This is a genomic window from Sphingobacterium sp. Ag1, from assembly GCF_000988325.1.
Taxonomy (GTDB): Bacteria; Bacteroidota; Bacteroidia; order Sphingobacteriales; family Sphingobacteriaceae; genus Sphingobacterium.
Genome location: NZ_LBGU01000043.1, coordinates 591569 through 609632 on the forward strand (window position 1 = coordinate 591569; position 18064 = coordinate 609632).

Annotated in this window: 11 protein-coding genes; 10 read left to right on the forward strand and 1 reads right to left on the reverse strand. The window is 41.8% G+C overall.

The window, feature by feature from the left end:
• Positions 1-11: 11 nt before the first annotated feature.
• From AAW12_RS19850 to AAW12_RS19885, 8 genes are all read left to right on the forward strand, one after another.
• Positions 12-2342 carry a GH92 family glycosyl hydrolase gene (locus AAW12_RS19850; RefSeq protein ID WP_046675331.1) on the forward strand — a complete coding sequence of 777 codons (2331 nt, stop codon included), beginning with the start codon at positions 12-14 and terminating at the stop codon, positions 2340-2342.
• A 123-nt stretch (positions 2343-2465) separates the two neighbouring features.
• Entirely contained in the window at positions 2466-4829 is a 2364-nt protein-coding gene (locus AAW12_RS19855; RefSeq protein ID WP_197084113.1) for a beta-galactosidase, read from the forward strand.
• Positions 4830-4994: 165 nt separating this feature from the next.
• On the forward strand, positions 4995-6890 hold the full coding sequence (locus AAW12_RS26090) for a glycoside hydrolase family 97 protein (RefSeq protein ID WP_046675333.1): 1896 nt from the start codon (positions 4995-4997) through the stop codon (positions 6888-6890).
• A 249-nt stretch (positions 6891-7139) separates the two neighbouring features.
• Positions 7140-7676, forward strand: coding sequence for an RNA polymerase sigma-70 factor (locus tag AAW12_RS19865; protein ID WP_046675584.1), 537 nt, complete (start codon positions 7140-7142; stop codon positions 7674-7676).
• 34 nt (positions 7677-7710) lie between these two features.
• The gene (locus tag AAW12_RS19870) at positions 7711-8610 is read left to right on the forward strand and encodes an aldo/keto reductase (protein WP_046675334.1); all 900 of its coding nucleotides are present in this window, start codon (positions 7711-7713) and stop codon (positions 8608-8610) included.
• Complete coding sequence (locus tag AAW12_RS19875) at positions 8603-9775, forward strand: enolase C-terminal domain-like protein (RefSeq protein WP_046675335.1); 1173 nt, start codon at positions 8603-8605, stop codon at positions 9773-9775. Before AAW12_RS19870 ends, AAW12_RS19875 begins: the two co-directional genes overlap by 8 nt.
• 22 nt (positions 9776-9797) lie before the next feature.
• Positions 9798-11357 carry an SLC5 family protein gene (locus AAW12_RS19880; protein ID WP_046675585.1) on the forward strand — a complete coding sequence of 520 codons (1560 nt, stop codon included), beginning with the start codon at positions 9798-9800 and terminating at the stop codon, positions 11355-11357.
• 100 nt (positions 11358-11457) lie between these two features.
• Positions 11458-11889 carry an L-rhamnose mutarotase gene (locus AAW12_RS19885; protein WP_084823247.1) on the forward strand — a complete coding sequence of 144 codons (432 nt, stop codon included), beginning with the start codon at positions 11458-11460 and terminating at the stop codon, positions 11887-11889.
• Here the strand turns inward: AAW12_RS19885 and AAW12_RS19890 are convergent.
• Positions 11876-12757, reverse strand: coding sequence for an AraC family transcriptional regulator (locus AAW12_RS19890; RefSeq protein ID WP_053003845.1), 882 nt, complete (start codon positions 12755-12757; stop codon positions 11876-11878). The genes AAW12_RS19885 and AAW12_RS19890 overlap by 14 nt on opposite strands.
• A gap of 289 nt (positions 12758-13046) precedes the next feature.
• Here AAW12_RS19890 and AAW12_RS19895 point away from each other — a divergent pair, with 289 nt between their 5' ends.
• Positions 13047-16244 (forward strand): SusC/RagA family TonB-linked outer membrane protein, encoded by a 3198-nt coding sequence (locus AAW12_RS19895; RefSeq protein WP_084823248.1) that lies wholly within the window; start codon positions 13047-13049, stop codon positions 16242-16244.
• Between the two features lie 12 nt (positions 16245-16256).
• A complete protein-coding gene (locus AAW12_RS19900; protein WP_046675337.1) occupies positions 16257-18044 on the forward strand; it encodes a RagB/SusD family nutrient uptake outer membrane protein in 1788 nt (595 codons plus the stop codon).
• The last annotated feature ends 20 nt before the right edge of the window (positions 18045-18064 follow it).

Genomic DNA, 18064 nt, shown 5'->3' on the forward strand with positions numbered 1-18064 from the left:
CCAGTAATAAGATGAAGTATATTTTTTTTCTTTTAAGCCTTATTGTTTATGGACTGCAGGCCAATGCACAGCAAGCTTTGGAAACGGTAGATTACGTGCAACCGCTTGCAGGTACGCAGACAAGTCGTTGGTTTTTTTTCAACACGGCAACCCGTCCCTTTGGCTTAGTAAACTTATCGCCAGATACCCGCACAGGTGGGGACTGGAACAACGGGTATTTATACGATGATAACAAAATCAGATGTTTTAGTCATATTCATGGCTGGCAGCTTTATGGGCTAGCTGTACTTCCTTTTACGGGCACGCCAAAAGGTGAATTGGGCATGGATGTTTACCAGTCTCAATTCAGTCATCAAGATGAAATTGCAAAAGCGGGCTATTATGCTGTAAAGCTTAAGACCTACGGAATTCAGGCAGAACTCACTTCATCCACCCGTGTTGGGATGCATCGGTATCTTTTTCCAAAAGACTCGATACGTGGTGTCTACTTTGACCTTGGAGCTACTTTAATGGACAAAATTCAAACGGCAGAATTACATAAGGTAAATGATTACGAGATAGCAGGAACAGTAACCATGGCCAGTACCATGCGTAGACCTAAACCATTTACAGTCTATTTTGTGGCCCAATTTTCCGATAAAATCGATTATTTGGGCAAATGGCAAAATAAAGTTAAAATCAACATCCCCAAAGATTCAATTGCTGGAAGTAGTATTGGCGCCTGGTTGAATTTTGCGCCCTCTGAAAAGCCCCTGTTAATGAAGGTCGCACTCTCTTATACGAATGAAAATGGAGCAAGGTTAAATATGAAAACTGAGGTGCCACATTGGGATTTTGATCAAGTAGTTGCCGAATCGCGGCGTGAATGGAATGGTTTATTGAATAGAATAGAAATAAAGACGCAAGATCTGCAAGCCAAGCAACGTTTTTACACTGACCTATGGCATGCCTTATTGGGACGTCGTACAATAAGCGATGTCGATGGCTCCTATTGCGATAATACAGGTTTAACATCGCGGATAAAACAAACGAGGTTGAACATACATGGTAAGCCCTATGCACATTATAATTTCGATGGACTATGGGGAGCGCATTGGTCTTTGTCTCAACTTTGGGGACTAGCCTATCCGGAGATTGTTGACGGATTCTGTAACACGATGTTGGATATGTATCAAAATGGAGGGTTGATCCCCAGAGGGCCATCAGGCGGTAATTATACTTTTGTAATGATTGGAGATCCTGCAGCACCATTTTTTGTGTCGGCCTATCATTACAAAATACGCAATTGGGATATCAATCTAGCCTGGGAAGGTTTGAAAAAGAATGCTTTTTTAGGCGGTATACGCGACCATGCAGGTTATGAACATAATCGGAACAATCCTTTAGGAGGGGGAATGACCTATTATCTTAAAAACGGTTATGTACCGGAAGATATTGCAGGTGATGGGATGCACAAAGATGGCGCATCCATGACGATGGAATATGCCTACCAGGATTGGTGTCTTGGGCAGATGGCGTTATCCTTGGCTAAAAAACAAGAGGCAAAAGAATTCCTGAAACGCGGAGAGAATTACAAAAATCTATGGGATAGTAGTTTTAGACTGATTCGACCACGTCAGATCGATGGTACCTGGTTAAAGGATTTTGAACCAATAGGTACAAATAAGGAATTTGCGACCAAAGGTTTTTGCGAATCTAACAGTATGATCTATTCCTATTACGTGCCGCAGGACCCCTGGGAACTCATTCGACTTAGTGGGGGTGACCAGGCATTCAGTGATCGTTTGAATGATCAATTTGTTAAGGGCGCAGCGTCCAATTATGTTGTTCCACATGGTTTGCATGGAACAGCTTGGATAGATTTTGAGAATCAGCCTGCAGTAGGCATGCCCTGGTTGTTCAGTTATGCCAATAGACCTTGGCTGACACAGAAATGGGTGCATGCGATTAAAGAGACCTTGTTCACATCGGTAAGTCCACAAGATGGCTATCATGGCGATGAAGACCAGGGGCAATTTGGCTCGGTTGGCGCTTTAATGGCCATGGGACTTTTTGATTTCCAAGGTGGAGCTGCTCAACAGCCTACCTGGCAGATTACAGCACCGATATTTGAACGTATAACGATTCACCTAAATCCAGATTATTATCCAGGTAAGACTTTCGAAATTAAAACCGTTCGTAAAACGGCGAAGGCTCCCTATATCAAGTCGGCGAAACTAAATGGTAAGAATTGGACCAGTGCCTGGTTTGATCATGAAGTACTGACAAAGGGGGGAGCGTTGGTTTTGGAATTGGATGATGAGCCTAATAAACAATGGGGCATCGACCGTAAACCGGAATAATCGTATAGCATCAGATTTGTACATTTACTTTAATGGCGAATAAATCCATAAAATAGCAACAAGATATTCTTAAAAATAATCTTTAAATAGACAATGAACCCTATAAAATCTAAAAAACATTCCATGCGCAAACGGAAGACATTTTTTGTTTTCATGCTTCAAATGATCTTGGGACTACAGTATATGGCTTTCGCCCAACCTAAAAACGCTACTGTCGCACCCCACAATTTTCAACTGGGAAACAAAACTTTTCTATTGGATGGAAAGCCCTTTTTGATTAAGGCAGCCGAATTGCATTATACCCGTATTCCGCGAGCTTATTGGGAGCATCGCATCGAAATGTGTAAGGCTTTAGGTATGAATACGATTTGCTTGTATGCATTTTGGAACATACATGAGCAACGGCCCGATCAATTTGATTTTTCGGGACAAAATGATATTGCTGCCTTTTGCCGCTTGGCGCAAAAGCATGGCATGTATATTATCTTGCGTCCTGGTCCCTATGTGTGTGCCGAGTGGGAGATGGGTGGATTACCGTGGTGGTTACTGAAGAAAAAGGATATCAAGTTGAGGACTCAAGATCCTTATTTTCTTCAACGTACTTCCATTTTCTTGCATAAGATTGGCGAGGAATTGGCGGATCTGCAGATCGATCGTGGTGGAAATATCATTTTGGTACAGGTGGAAAATGAATATGGTGCTTTTAATACTGATAAAGCCTATATCGCTTCCATTAGGGACATTGTTAAAGATGCTGGTTTTTCTTCCGTTCCTTTATTTCAATGTGACTGGTCATCTACTTTTCAAAACAATGCATTGGATGGCTTGCTATGGACTGTCAATTTTGGTACAGGTGCAAATATTAAAGAACAGTTTGTTGCATTAGAAAAGGCCGCTCCAACCCAACCGCTGATGTGCAGTGAATTTTGGAGCGGATGGTTTGATAATTGGGGCCGTAAGCATGAAACTCGAAATGCAAAAACGATGATTCAAGGTATTGAAGAAATGTTGGATAACCATATTTCGTTTAGTTTGTATATGACCCATGGTGGGACAACTTTCGGACATTGGGGTGGAGCGAACAGTCCGGCCTATTCACCCATGTGTACCTCCTATGATTACGATGCTCCGATAAGTGAGGCTGGTTGGGTAACACCAAAATATACTGAACTTCGCACGCTGCTAGGTCGTTATTCCGATGACAAAAAAGAACTTCCAGCTGTTCCTGATCAGATTCCTACTATCCGTATTCCTGCATTTAAATTAGTTGAGTCAGCGTTACTTTTTGACAATCTGCCTCGTCCTCATGTGTCCAATGATATTAAACCCATGGAGTTTTTTGATCAGGGGTGGGGAACAATCTTGTACCGGTCATCGTTGCCTGTCATTACGGGAGAATCTTCACTTGAAATAAATGAAGTACATGACTGGGCGCAGGTATTTTTGGATGGCCAGCTGATTGGGACTCTCGATCGTCGTAAGGGAGAAAATACCGTAAAACTTCCAAGAACAGAAAAGACCTCCCGACTGGATATTCTGGTTGAGGCAATGGGACGTGTTAATTTTGGAGACGCAATTTATGATCGGAAAGGTGTTACCGAAAAAGTAGAATTAATTACAGTCAAGGGGCGCCAGGAGATTAAAAATTGGAATGTTTATTCATTCCCTCCTGATTATGATTTTGTAAAGAAAAAGAACTATACTAAAAATAAAACCGGCAGTGTTCAGTCTCCAGCTTATTATAAAGGGAGTTTTACACTTGAAAAGGCTGGTGATGTGTTTATTGATATGGAACATTGGGGAAAAGGCATGGTATGGGTGAATGGGCATTCGATTGGCCGGTTTTGGGAAATAGGCCCGCAGCAGACTTTGTACATGCCGGGTTGTTGGCTGAAAAAAGGGAAGAATGAAATTATCGTATTCGATTTGAAAGGTACAAAATCACCTATTATACAAGGACTGGATCAACCGATCTTGGATCAGCTTCATCTTTTGGAATCAAATTTACATCGCAAGAATGATGAGCGGTTGGATCTTAGTGGAGCGCAGGCGATCTATAGTGGTCAGGCGGAATCGGGAAATGGCTGGAAAATGATCCGTTTTCCACAATCGGCCAAAGGACGTTATGTCTGTCTTGAATTGCTTTCCGGTCAGCAAGAAAAAAGTGCTTTGGCAATTGCCGAACTTAATCTGACTGGGGCAGATGGCCATGATATCTCGCGAGAAAATTGGAAAGTCCTCTATGCCGATAGTGAGGAAATAAAAGATGGAAACTATACGGCTGATAAAGTTTTTGATCTGCAGGAGTCTACCTATTGGAAGACAAGGAAAGCGGATGCTTACCCACATCAGATTGTCATTGATCTTGGGGCGGTAAAGTCCATCGCCGGAATCCGTGTATTACCGAGAATGGAAAAGGATGCACCTGGCTGGTTTAAAGATTTTAAAGTCTATGTTGGGGAATTGCCTTTTAAAATAGTGAAATAATAGCTGTTATAAGGCATTTCAAAAGACCTATTATTTCTGAAACTGATTTGAGCTGGATTATTTTATTTTCCTACCATTTACTAGGGTATGATAGGTTTCATACGTCTTAACATGAAGAAGTCTTTTATTATAAGAAACATACATCAATATATTCAACCCTAATTTATGTTTAAATCGATTTTAATAACCTTACTTATATCCTGTGCTATAATTGTACAAGGTCAAAAATTAAGATTGGAAAGTCCAAATAAGGTTCTATCGGCAGAGGTTAATATCGCTTTGGGTAACAATACGATACAATTATCTTCAGCTTCCCAAATGATGACGGATATCAAGATCTTGGATTTTGACTGGACCGAAAATATAATCCAAGGTAGCTGGCAGGTGATAAAGAGCGACAGAAAGGCCGTGCGTCAGAAATGGAAACCTCTTTTTGGTGAACGTAACAACATCAAGGACAACTATAATCTGTTGGAGCTACAAGTAAAGTCCAGTGGAAACTACAAAAAAATGCGGCTCTATGTGAGGCTTTACGATGAGGGAATCGCATTAAAATATGGATTTGATAAAAGTGACTTTTCTGGATCAACCATCAAATCAGAATCTACGGCTTTCCAGTTTCATAGCGATGCTACAACCTGGATTGCGGGAGCGGCACAAAGTGCTTATACAAAAACGACATTAAGCCAGCTGAAGGGTGAGTTTGAAAGACCTTTGGTCGTTAATCCGGCACCGCAATTATTTATGGCGATAGGGGAGGCTGCATTGGTTGATTTTGCACGCATGAAGTTTACTTATAAGGCTGACCCGAAAGGTTATATTGTTCAATCTGCATTGTCTGGACCGGTAGACCTTGATAAAGCAGCCTATGAAAGTCCGTGGCGCTATGTGATGGTTGGAAAGACAGCGGGAGAATTGGTTGAGAATAACTATTTCATCCTCAATTTAAATAAGCCCAATGAGATAGCAAATAGCTCTTGGATAAAACCCGGTAAGGTATTGCGCGAAGTAACATTAACGACAGCAGGCGGGATTGCTGCTGTTGACTTTGCCGCACGTAACCAGATTGATTATGTCGAGTTTGACGCGGGGTGGTATGGCCCAGAAGAGTCTACGGCATCAGATGCGTCTCGTGTAGATGTCGACCCAGCACGTTCCAAAGGTCCATTGGATTTACAATCGATAATTGATTATGCGCGTAAGAAAAATATAGGCATTTTACTTTATGTCAATAAAAAGGCCTTGGAAAAACAATTGGATCAGATCCTACCGATTTACCAGAAATGGGGTATCAAAGGACTTAAATTTGGTTTTGTCAACGTCGGTAGTCAACAGGCTACAGCTTGGTTGCACGAAGCGATCCGTAAGGCCGCAAAATATAAGTTAATGGTAGATGTACACGATGAATACCGACCTACTGGGTATTCACGGACTTTTCCCAATCTCATTACGCAAGAAGGTATCCGTGGCGATGAAGAATCACCGAGCACCGAGCAAAGTCTGATCACGATGTTTACTCGTGCTATCGCGGGAGCTGGTGATTATACCAACTGTTACCATGCTGTTCGCGTAAATACCAAAATGGGCGGGAAGGCGGCCCAAATGGCCAAAGCGGTGATGTTATATAGTCCATGGCAGTTTATCTATTGGTATGATCGTCCAGCAGATGCGCCACATAAGGCGGGTGGAGCCGGAGGAGAGCACGAAACGCTGATCGATGAATCTGAAAACGCGGTGACATTCTATCGGAGCCTTCCTGTCACATGGGATGAAACTAAAGTACTCAAATCGGCTATTGGTGAATGCGGTATTATCGCACGTCGCTTGGGTAATCGCTGGTACGTTGCGATGCTTGGAGCAAAGGTAAAACAGGATCTCAAAATTGATCTTTCCTTTCTCGGAACAGTTAATCGTTTCAAAGCGCAGTTGTGGAGTCAAGGTGAGCAGGGGTTGGCTAAAAATACAGTCGATAGAACGGAATTTACATTAAAAAACAATGCGTTCAATCTGACACTTGAACCTGATGCGGGAGCAGTATTGATCCTGGATAAAATCAAGTAAAAGCTTACAACCTTAACGATTCAAAATAGCTGTGGACTTCATTGTTCGCAGTTGTTTTTGTTTCACTACGCTCATTTTTAATGCTAACATCGTATTTGGAATCGTATAATAATTAGAACGACAAAAATGAAACATCTGCAAATAAAACACCGATAATGGTCAAATTTGACCTAGTTGTGTCGCCGGCATATTTGAAACTTTACATAAAAATAAATGGGATTTGATTTTTCCTGTGGCCTTAGTTATGTAATGAAGCAGATAGTACATCATTTTGATCAATTATTTAAAGAATATCACCAGCGGTCTTTTCTATTCGCAAAGTCTTTTGTTCATATAGATGCGGTAGCGGAAGATATCACCGCCGATGCATTATTGGCAACTTGGGAACGGATGCAAGAGGAGACACTGTTGTCTCCCAAGTGTTTTCTTTTACGAGTTATAAAAAATAAGGCGCTGGATTATTTGAAACATCAGCGGATCCATCGACAATTGATAGAACCCCTGGATAACTGGGATGAGTGGGAATTGCAGCTTCGTATAGACAGCTTAAACGATATCAATGAAGAACGGGTTTTCCTCCAGGAAATCAGGGAAATAACACAGCAGACGCTCGATGCAATGCCCTTAAAGACAAGGGCGGTGTTCCAACTGAGTCGACAGCAATATATCAGTGGTAAAGATATCGCCCAACAGCTGGGGATTTCGCTTAAAGGCGTGGAGTATCATATCACAAAAGCACTCAAGGTATTGACCATTAATCTTAAAGATTATATGGTTGCTTCTTAGTAATTTAGATGCTATAAATTTTGACTGAAATAAAATGCACAATCCGGGAATAGATAAAATAATATTGGGCACTGCAGGCTTGGGTGGTGTTTGGGGAGCCGTAGAACCCGAGGAGTCCATTCAAGCTATACATGAGGCTTTATCCTATGGAATCTGTGCATTAGATACGGCCGCAGCTTACGGCGATGCGGAATACTTTGTGGGACAGGCTTTATTGCAATGGAATGGTACAAAACCGGCCATTAGTACGAAAGTAGGACGATTAAAAAGCTATGTGGCAACCGAAGCACGGTATGATTATTCCACTGCTGGTATGCAGCGAAGTGTGGAGGAGAGTTTAAAGACATTAGGGTTGGCGCAAGTAGATGTACTGTTTCTGCATGAGCCTGCTGTCTTGACGGCTGATATTGTGGGGCGAGTAGTCTCGGATATGCAGTGTTTTAAGGAGCAAGGGCTGGCCAAAAAGATTGGAATAGGAGGGAACCCTCCAAGCTGGTTTATGCCATACCTGATCGAAGGACAATTCGATGTGCTTATGGAATACAATACATTAAACGCATGTAACATAGCGGCACTTCATAGCTCTATCCCAATCTGTGAGCAGAAGGGAATGGAATACTATGCCGCGAGCCCGCTAAATATGGGGCTATTGGGACGTAAATTTCAAGATTTTTCCCTGCTAGTGCCCGAGTGGTTGGATGTGCTGACGGTTGAACAGGCAAAACGAATACAGGCTATTGCGGAACGATATAACCTATCGCTGGATGTATTAGCTTTACAATTTTTATTGAATATTGATGCTCCCTTTAAAATGGTCATAGGCGCCGCCAATCAGCGCGAACTGCATCGTTCTCTCAACGCAATCAACCAAGGCATATTGCCAAAAGATATTTATAACGAAATCCTCCAAACGTTAATGATAATAGATGAATAGTATAGATCTGGAAACCTTTAATATCCAAAAAATCAGTATCCGGGTGTTGGCACCCGTCGCAACAATAACTCCTTTCCAGGACGCAACCATGGGACCTTTTCCGAGCTTTGGTCTATCGATCATCCGTATTGAAGATGCCGAGGGGTTTGTCGGTGAAGCACCCGTGTATAATAGTTATACCAATATTTTGGAGACCTGCCTATTTCCGATATTATTTCATTGCGAAGGCATGTCTTATCAGGAATTTTTTCCTAAGCTGTATTGGTCCATTCGAAATGAAGGCTTCAAGGGGGCGGCGTCGGCGCTACTAGGGCAGGTCGATATGGCCTTACACGATCTGGCTGCTAAACGAAGTGGACTGCCTTTGTACCGTTATATTGGCGGAAATCGCAACACCGTGAAGATTTATGGAAGTGGCGGCGGCACCAATTATACGCTGCAAGAATTGGAAAAGGAAGTCGCACTCTTTTTGAATGCTGGAGTGGACTGCTATAAGATGAAGATCGGAAAAGATTTTGGGACAAATATAGCTACCGATATTGAACGTGTGAAACATGTACGCAAACTGGCGGGGAAAGATATGCAGATCGCTGTGGATGTCAATCAGATCTGGTCTTGCGAACAAGTGTTTAGATTTCTGGATGCCATTGGTGAAAAAGAATTAGCCTGGCTCGAGGAACCGATACATTCTGCGGCATATGATCAGATTGAAGAGCTTTGTAAGCGGACAACCGTTCCAGTTGCTTATGGTGAATCCGAGCGCACATCCAAGATATTTCCCATGTTGGCCAACTGTGGAGTAAAACACTTACAGCCTGTTCCGACACAATTCGGGGGAATAAAGGAATGGATGGAAGTACGAGATTTATGTACCAGTCGCAATTTGCAGCTTTCTTCTGGTGGTTATTCTTTATATTCGAGCTTTTTAATGACTACGGCCAGTGAAAGGGGGATGATCGAGTACCTATATTCCTTGATGTATGGTTTAGAAAAGTATTTCTTGATTAAACCATCATTGGAAAAAGGACATTTTCATTTACCTGAATCAGAAGGATTACCTGTTCGGATCAATTGGGAGTATTGTTTGAAAGAAAATAAAATAATAAGGGAACAGGTCTGGATGAAAGCAGATGTTCCTGGATATAATCCGCTGGTTAGTATGTAATACAGAAAAAACAAACCTGATCATGAACTTAACATTTAATTACATTGACTATTTGGTTTTAATAGCATACGCGTTGGTTCTTTTGTATGTGGGGTTTCGTTTTTCCAGGAGAGAGAAAAATCAGCAGGACATATTTCTTGGTGGGCGTTCTCTGAAATGGTGGCAGATTGGTTTTTCCATTTTTGGTGCCAATGCTGGACCCACGATGTTGATCGGATTTGCAAGTATTGGTTTTTCTCATGGGATAGTCGCCAGCAACTTCGAATTGTTGGCTTGGATCTTTTTGATGCTGTTGGCTATGGTGTTCTTGCCTTACTATCTGAAAGCCAAGATTAGTACGATTCCCCAGTTTCTATTGATTCGCTTCGGTAAAAGATCATACAATTTCCTGATCGTGTATAGCCTTATTTCCATTTTGGTTGTTTGGCTGGGGAGTGCCTTGTATGCTGGAGGGTTGCTTATATCAGGGATATTTGGTTGTCAGTTGTTTACAGCGATCTTAATAATCGGTGCCATCGCAACCAGTTTTACGGCAATTGGAGGATTGAAGGCTGTGGTTCGTACCGGGGTTTTCCAGTCTGTAATCATTATTATATCGTCGATTATACTGACCTTCTTGGGCTTTCAAAAGATCGGCCAGCTCGAAACGTTGATCAGTCAGACACCAGCGTCGTACTGGAAGTTATTTTTGCCGGCTTCCAATCCCGAATATTCGTGGGTAGGTATTGTTTTGGGATACCCTGTAGTGGCCATATATTATTGGTGTGCCGATCAGACGATCGTACAGAAGGTGCTGGCAGCGAAAGATTTAAAAGAAGGACAATATGGTGCCTTATTTATTGGGGCACTTAAGATTATTATGCCGATTATATTTATTCTGCCCGGCATCATGTGCTTTGTATTGTTCAAAGATACCGCACCAGACAATGCCTATATTACCATGATCAAACAATTGATGCCTCACGGTCTACTGGGATTAAGTATTGCGGCATTGATTGCGTCGCTCGTGGATACCGTATCATCGAGTTTAAACTCATTCTGTACGGTGTTTACATTGGACGTTGTCCAGCAGTTTAAAGTACTGGATAGTAATCAGCAAAGGCGGATGGGGAAATGGGTGACTGTCTTAGTCGCATTGGCAGGTATTGCGATCGCGATGCTGTTTTCTTATTCCGGAAAAGGATTTTTTGATCTCACACAGGGTTTAGTTTCGATTCTTGCTCCACCATTGGCGGTGGTCTTTCTGTGGGGAGTCATCTGGCGCGGAATCAATAGTACGGCCGCAGAGGTTGTGCTATATGGTGGCGGTTTGATCTGTTTGATACTGGGTATTTGCCATGTAATGAATTATCCTTATCAAGGGTACTGGCCTCATTTTTTAATGCTTTCTTTTTATATTTTTGTAGCCTTGAGCGTGGTCGTTGTCGCCGTGTCTTTCTTGACTAAATCCAAGGAGCATTCGGAAATACCGACCCTGTTTGACCGAACGCCTAGTCGCGAGTCTGGTCAATCTCGATCAGTTTGGCTGACCTGGGCAGGATTGGCGATCGTTATGATCATGATCTATATTTATTTTAATTGACGTCATCCATCAATAATTTCATCAGTCAATGATTAGGCATAGCGATGGGATGATTCATTAGCATATACTTCATTTAGTGAAAAATTAAACGAAAATAAAGATGAAATTGCTTGTTCGCCTGCTAATACTATGTAGTTCGGTGCTATTTGTGATGTGTAAAGGGGAGAAAGCACCCTCCCATTTACCAGATTATGAAGAGCATGTATTTGTGGTCAATATTGTAGACAATCCAGAAAAACTAAAGGAATACCTGGCCTATCACGATCGGGTATGGCCTGAGGTTGAGGCTGGGTTTAAAAAAGCAGGTTATCAGCAAATTGCATTGTATCGGTTTGATAAATTAATTGTTATGACGGTTAGGGTTCCGATAGGAGCCGATCTCGATAAAATGGGTAAAGAAGCCGAGGCTTACAGTCCAAAATGTGCAGAATGGAATGTACGTATGAATGCCTACCAACAAGGCGTGCGCGGAACGGAAGCAGGACAAAAATGGGCCGAAACGAAGCTTTTTTATGAGTTTAAACACAACTAGCCTCGGGGGTCCGATACTGCTTTAGAAAGTCACGGGGCGAACTGCCTTTTACGTCTTTAAAATGCTTGTTGAAATTGGAAATGTTATTGTAACCGCTTTTGAAACAGGTCTCTGTGATATTGTATTTTCCTTCCAACAATAATTTGGCTGCATGACCAATACGTATTTCCTTGATAAAATCCACCAAGGTTCTATTGGTTTGCATTTTGAAGAATCGGCAAAAGGCAGATGAAGACATGGGTACAATTGAAGCGACATCCTGTAGTGTAATATCCTCTCTAAAATGTTTGAATATGTAGTCGAAAACCCGGTTGATCCGATTGGCATCATTTGAATTTTCGATAATATTGAACGATGGTGAGGATAAAGTCCTATATGAACTTGATAAGGCCAATTTATCCAAAAGTTGTAACATCAATACAGCGCGAGACAACCCTGAAGTAGACAACATCTGGTTAAGGATTTCTTTCGCCTCTCTAACAATGGGACCAGAAAACAAGACACCTTTTGCAGCATTGATAAACAATTGATTGAGCAGGATCGCTTCGGGTTTGGTTAGCAGATCTTTCCCTAGAAAATCAGGATAAAAGTGAACGATGGAGGCTTTAGCCGGTTTATCTCTATCAATGGTATTGTAATATTGCCAGCAATGCGGTAGGTAGCTACCCAATAAAACCAATTCGTCACCTTCAAAATCTTCAATATGGTCTCCTATAAACCGTTTTCCCATGCAGTTTTCCAATAAAGCAATCTCAAAGTTAAGATGCGACTTTAAGGAAGTGTATTTTTTGATCTCCAGTTCTTCACTACGGACCGTAAATGATTGATCTGGTGGGAAAGTAAAGTTTTCATAAATATGCTGCATCATAGTATTAGGATAATGATGGTGAAAATTAATGTATAATAGCAACCGGTTGCATAATTAGTTAAAGGTAAGAAAAAAAAATATGAAAGTATAAAATTTGAAAATCTTGCTTGTAAAATATTTAATGCAAAAAAACATTACAAAAGAGCAAATTATTGGTGGTTCTCGCTTTTTATTATCCTGAGATTTACCCTTGTCATCTTTAAAATAGCAACTAGAAAACTGTTCATCACCAACGATGCGCGGTAGTCGATGTGCTTAATAACCAGTGAAACCATGAATACAGAAAATTATGAACAACGTTAAATTGGCAAAATTTCAAAATGCGACTAAAAATACCAAAAACTTGGTGCTTTTTTGTGCTTTGGCCATAGCCAGCAACCCTATTGCGGCAGAGGCGAAAGCTATATTATTGGCTGGGGATCCAATAATGTTAAATGATCTAACCATTGATCAAGAAGAGATTGTAGTGACAGGGCGTGTAGTAGATAAGGACGGAAATGCGATGTCTGGTGTCTCTGTGACCGAGAAAGGGAAGCGGAATCAACAAAAAACGGATAAAGATGGTCGTTATCAGATCAAAGTGTCTTCATCTGGGGTATTGCTTTTTTCTTCTGTCGGTTATAAGACTTTAGAACGTCCTGTGTCTAAAGGCAGCATGGCTGATGTTGTTATGGAGGCTGGTGTGAGTGACCTGGATGAAGTGGTCGTTGTCGGCTATACCACGCAGAAGAAGTCCTTATTGACAGGTGCTGTGTCTACGATGAAAGTAGATGAGCGCATGAATGCTATTCCGACGACATCAGCTGGTAACTTACTGATAGGTCGATTGTCCGGTGTGAATGTGAGTACCGTCAATTCAGTACCTGGTACGCAACCAAGTATCAGTATTCGTACCAGGTCTTCACTCAATGATCAGAATGTGACCTATGTCATCGATGGTGTGGTTCGCGGTGGTGGAGATTTTAATAACCTCAGTCCAAATGAAATTGATGAAATTTCGGTGTTGAAAGACGCTGCGTCTGCGGCCATCTACGGTTCGCGTTCGGCTGGTGGGGTCATTATTGTCACAACTAAAAAAGGAGTACAAGGCAAACCGGTATTTGATTATTCAACAGGTTATAGTATCGATACACGCACGAGGAATGTTAATTTGACCAGTGCGATACAGGCGGGTGAGCTATACAAACGGATCAATGGGGCAGCTGATCCCGCAGGCTGGGCGTGGTCACAGGAAGAGTTGGATCATTATAAAACGATCAACAATGGTTGGGGGTATGATCAGCTGGAGACAGTATGGCGCAATCCATCAACCCAAACACACAACCTGAGTGTAAATGGGGGGAACGATAAAGTACGTTATTTTGGAGCTGGTTCTTACGTTAAGCAAAAGGGGTTTCTGGATCCCATGACCTATGATAAATATAACCTGCGGATGAATGTAACAGCCGACATCACAAAGGATTTGGAATTGTTTACCGGAATAGCACTTTATAATACGTTTACGGGGAATGTTGCGGATAATGCAGATCCATCCGATACCTATGGTAAATTGCGGATTTGGCAACCGGATCAGCCCGTATATACGGATCACGGACAATATGTGGATTACGGTTGGATTGGGAATGTCGGGGCCCGTGTGAGCGGTGCCAGTGGCTATAATAAGCAGGCCATGTTGAAGCCGCAAATGATTGTGAGTGCGACCTATAAAGCACCGTTTTTGGAGGGCTTGAAAGCAAAAGTTACGTACAATCGGAGTTGGACAAATGATCTTCGTAAAATATTCTACACCAATTATAATATGATGGTGATGAAACGAAGTGGAACCAATGGTCGTATTATTTCTACAGATGATAATGATATTATAAATGTAAAAAAATCGACATGGGTTGGAAAGGACTATATTGAGCGTAAATCGACATGGAGTGACGATAAACAATTCAATGTGCAGTTAAACTATGATCATGTGTTTAATAATGTGCACCGTGTTTCGGGAGCCTTGGTAACAGAGTGGTATGAAGGAGCCGGATCGGGTATTACCGGAGGAAGAGAGACTTTTCCGGTTTATCTAACTGATCAGTTCTGGGCTGCCAGCAGCGCACGTGCTGATGGATGGGCCAATGGAGATACCGATTGGGTCAGTGGTCGGATGTCTTATATCGGGCAGTTTAATTATGCTTACGCAGATAAGTATCTGTTTAATTTTAATTTTCGTGAAGATGGTTCCATGAATTTTGCACCGGATAAGCGTTGGGGATTTTTTCCTGCTGGATCAGTGGGCTGGGTGATTTCCGAAGAGAAGTTCTTCAATAAATCGTTGATTCAATTTATGAAATTCAGGGGTTCTGTCGGTTTAACAGGTAATGATGCGGTCGGTGGATGGCAGTGGCAGGAATCCTATCAGGCTGGAAGCTCGGCCTATTTCGGTACGAGCCCTTCACAGTCAGTAGGACTTAGCTATGGTAGCGTGGTTAATCCCAATTTAACATGGGAAAAAGCATTAAGTTACAATGCGGGGGTCGATATGAATTTCCTTAAAAATTGGAATGTTTCAATGGATTATTGGTATCGCAATTCCTATGATATTCTGAGGAATCGTCAAACGACTTTACCATCGACGTTTAGTTTGTCTATGCCAGCCGAAAATTATGCAAAAGTTAAGGCGCAGGGTTTTGACCTGACATTGGGCTATCATAAGGATAATCCAACCTATTCTTATCATGCTGACTTAACTATGTCTTATGGCTGGAATAAGGTAATTGAACAAGATTATGCACAAAATGCGCAATGGATTGATATTCCGGTAGGAAAAACGCTAAGCACAATTAAGGGTTGGGAATTCGATCGAATTTTGCGTACCCAAGCTGATGTAGACGCTTTTGTTGCGGCCAATCCAAATTATAAGCATAATGGCTTGTCACCTGCCTTAGGGATGATGGTTTATAAGGATTTAAGTGGCCCTAATGGTAAACCCGACGGAAATATAGATGATTGGGACCGTGTGATGTTAAAACCCAATAATTACCCTATTGTATACGGTTTAAATCTGGGCGGAAGTTGGAAAGGCCTACATATTGACATGATGTTGTCGGGACGTCTTGGTGAGAAAAAATCTATGGCGGACCTCAACGGAGGGGTTGAATGGAACCGGATGTGGGACCAATGGTATTCGGATAGCTGGACACCGGAGAATCCGAATGCGACTTTGCCAAAGCGGGTGAGCGCCAATAATCCGGCTACATATCGAACAACCAGCTCTTTTTGGTTAAAAAATGGCAGCTTTATGCGAATGAAATACCTGACTGTAAGTTATGATTTACCGAAAGGAAAATTTTATAATAAAGTCTTCGACAACGTACGGATTTTTGCTACAGGTACCAATCTCTTTGTCCTCAGTCCGTTCAATAAATATTATGATCCAGAGATTGGTGGTGGAAATGCGTTCCCTGTGCTGCGCTCGTACAACTTTGGTATCGATGTTAAATTTTAAATCTTTTGAACAATGAAATCTAGAAAACTAATATATGGACTCTGCCTGGTATTTTTGACCAGCTGTAGTTTAGACTATCAAAATACAGGTGCAATCAATCCCGATAACGTCTGGAAGGATAAAACCATGATTAATTCCTACTTGACCGACGTTTATGGGAAAATGATGCCAGGGTGGCCTACTTCGGCCAACGGTACTGACGAAGGCATGAATGGCCCAACAAGTATGGGAGACTTTGCGCGGGGGCTGATTACGGTCGATAATCAGGGGCAAAAATTGGATTACGCCAATATAGACCGAATAAACTTTTTTCTAGATAAAATGGAAAAAATAACCGTTCTTTCTGATGCTGAAAAGAAGCAGATGGTCGGACAAGCCCTGTTTTGGCGGGCCTGGGATTACTGGGGTAAGGTGTGGAACGTGGGTGGTGTCCCTTTAATCCTACATTTTCAGGATGTAACCAATGTTCCCTCGTTATTCGTAAGCCGTAATTCAACAACGGAATGTATGACGCAGATTTTGAAGGACCTCGACGATGCGATTGCGTCTTTACCAGATACCTGGACAGGAACTGACTATGGACGTATCGATAAGGGGACAGCGATGGCTTTTAAAGGACGTGTTCTTTTGCGTTACGCCAGCCCTCTATTTAATCCTACTAACGATCAAAAGCGTTGGGATGCTGCTTATAAAGCCAATAAAGATGCCGTAGATTTCTTGAAAAGTATGGGGAAGGGCTTGTATGAAGGTAAATATGAGGATATTTGGTATAATGAACGTAACAAGGAAGTAATTATGCTAAATCAATATTATATGCCTGATCACAAATTAGCACAAAATGCCATTCGTCCAGAACCATTGACAAAAGACAATGCGAATTATAATCAGGCGATTTTACCGTTGTTGATGGCCTATCCCAAAGCAGATGGCTCCAAGTTAAACCTTGATTTGAATAGACTGGCCAATGACCCAGCCTATAATGAGCAGTTTATGACCGATTTTTACGTCGGACGTGATCCACGTTTCTATGCAACCATCTTTAGTCCGGGAACAGCCTATCCTGCAAATGATGTTTTGACCGGTGGTATGAAATATTGGAATGCCTGGAAAAAAGTAGCGGAGCCATCATCACCTACGGGATACAAGTATACAACATTGATCTTTAATGAACTGGGGAAAGGTGTCGGTGGTAGCTCTTCGGGTTATTTTCAATTAAAGGGGCTGGATAAATCATTAACCATTCCTACCGTTTATGATGGAAAAACCGACTGGATTGAAATCCGTTTTGCGGAGGTATTGATGAATTATGGTGAATGTGCTAATGAAACAGGCAAATCAGCGGAGGCCCTAAGTGTCCTGTATGATATCCGTAAACGTGCAGGTATCGAGATTGGTACTGGAAACTATGGTATCACAGCGAGTTCACAGACAAGTATCCGTCAAGCTTATATGGATGAACGTTTTATCGAATTTGCTTATGAAGGTATGCGTTTTGCTGACTTACGTCGATGGAAGCGGTATGATATTTTGAATAGCCTGAAATATCGTTCCGGATTGAATGCGGTTATAAAAAACGAAGCTAGTCTTGTTGGCTTTGATTGGACTAAAGATATGTATGATCCTGAAGTACGCAAACTTTTCCGTTTCGATTACGTCGAAAATTTAGATGGTGATAACCAATATCAATTTAAAGTGGATTTACAACATTGGTTTTATCCGATTCATAAAGAGGTGATGGATAGAAATTCAAAAATTGAACAGAATTCGGAGTGGGGTGGAACTTTTGATCCTTTAAAATAATAATTTGGTTTATTCATAGT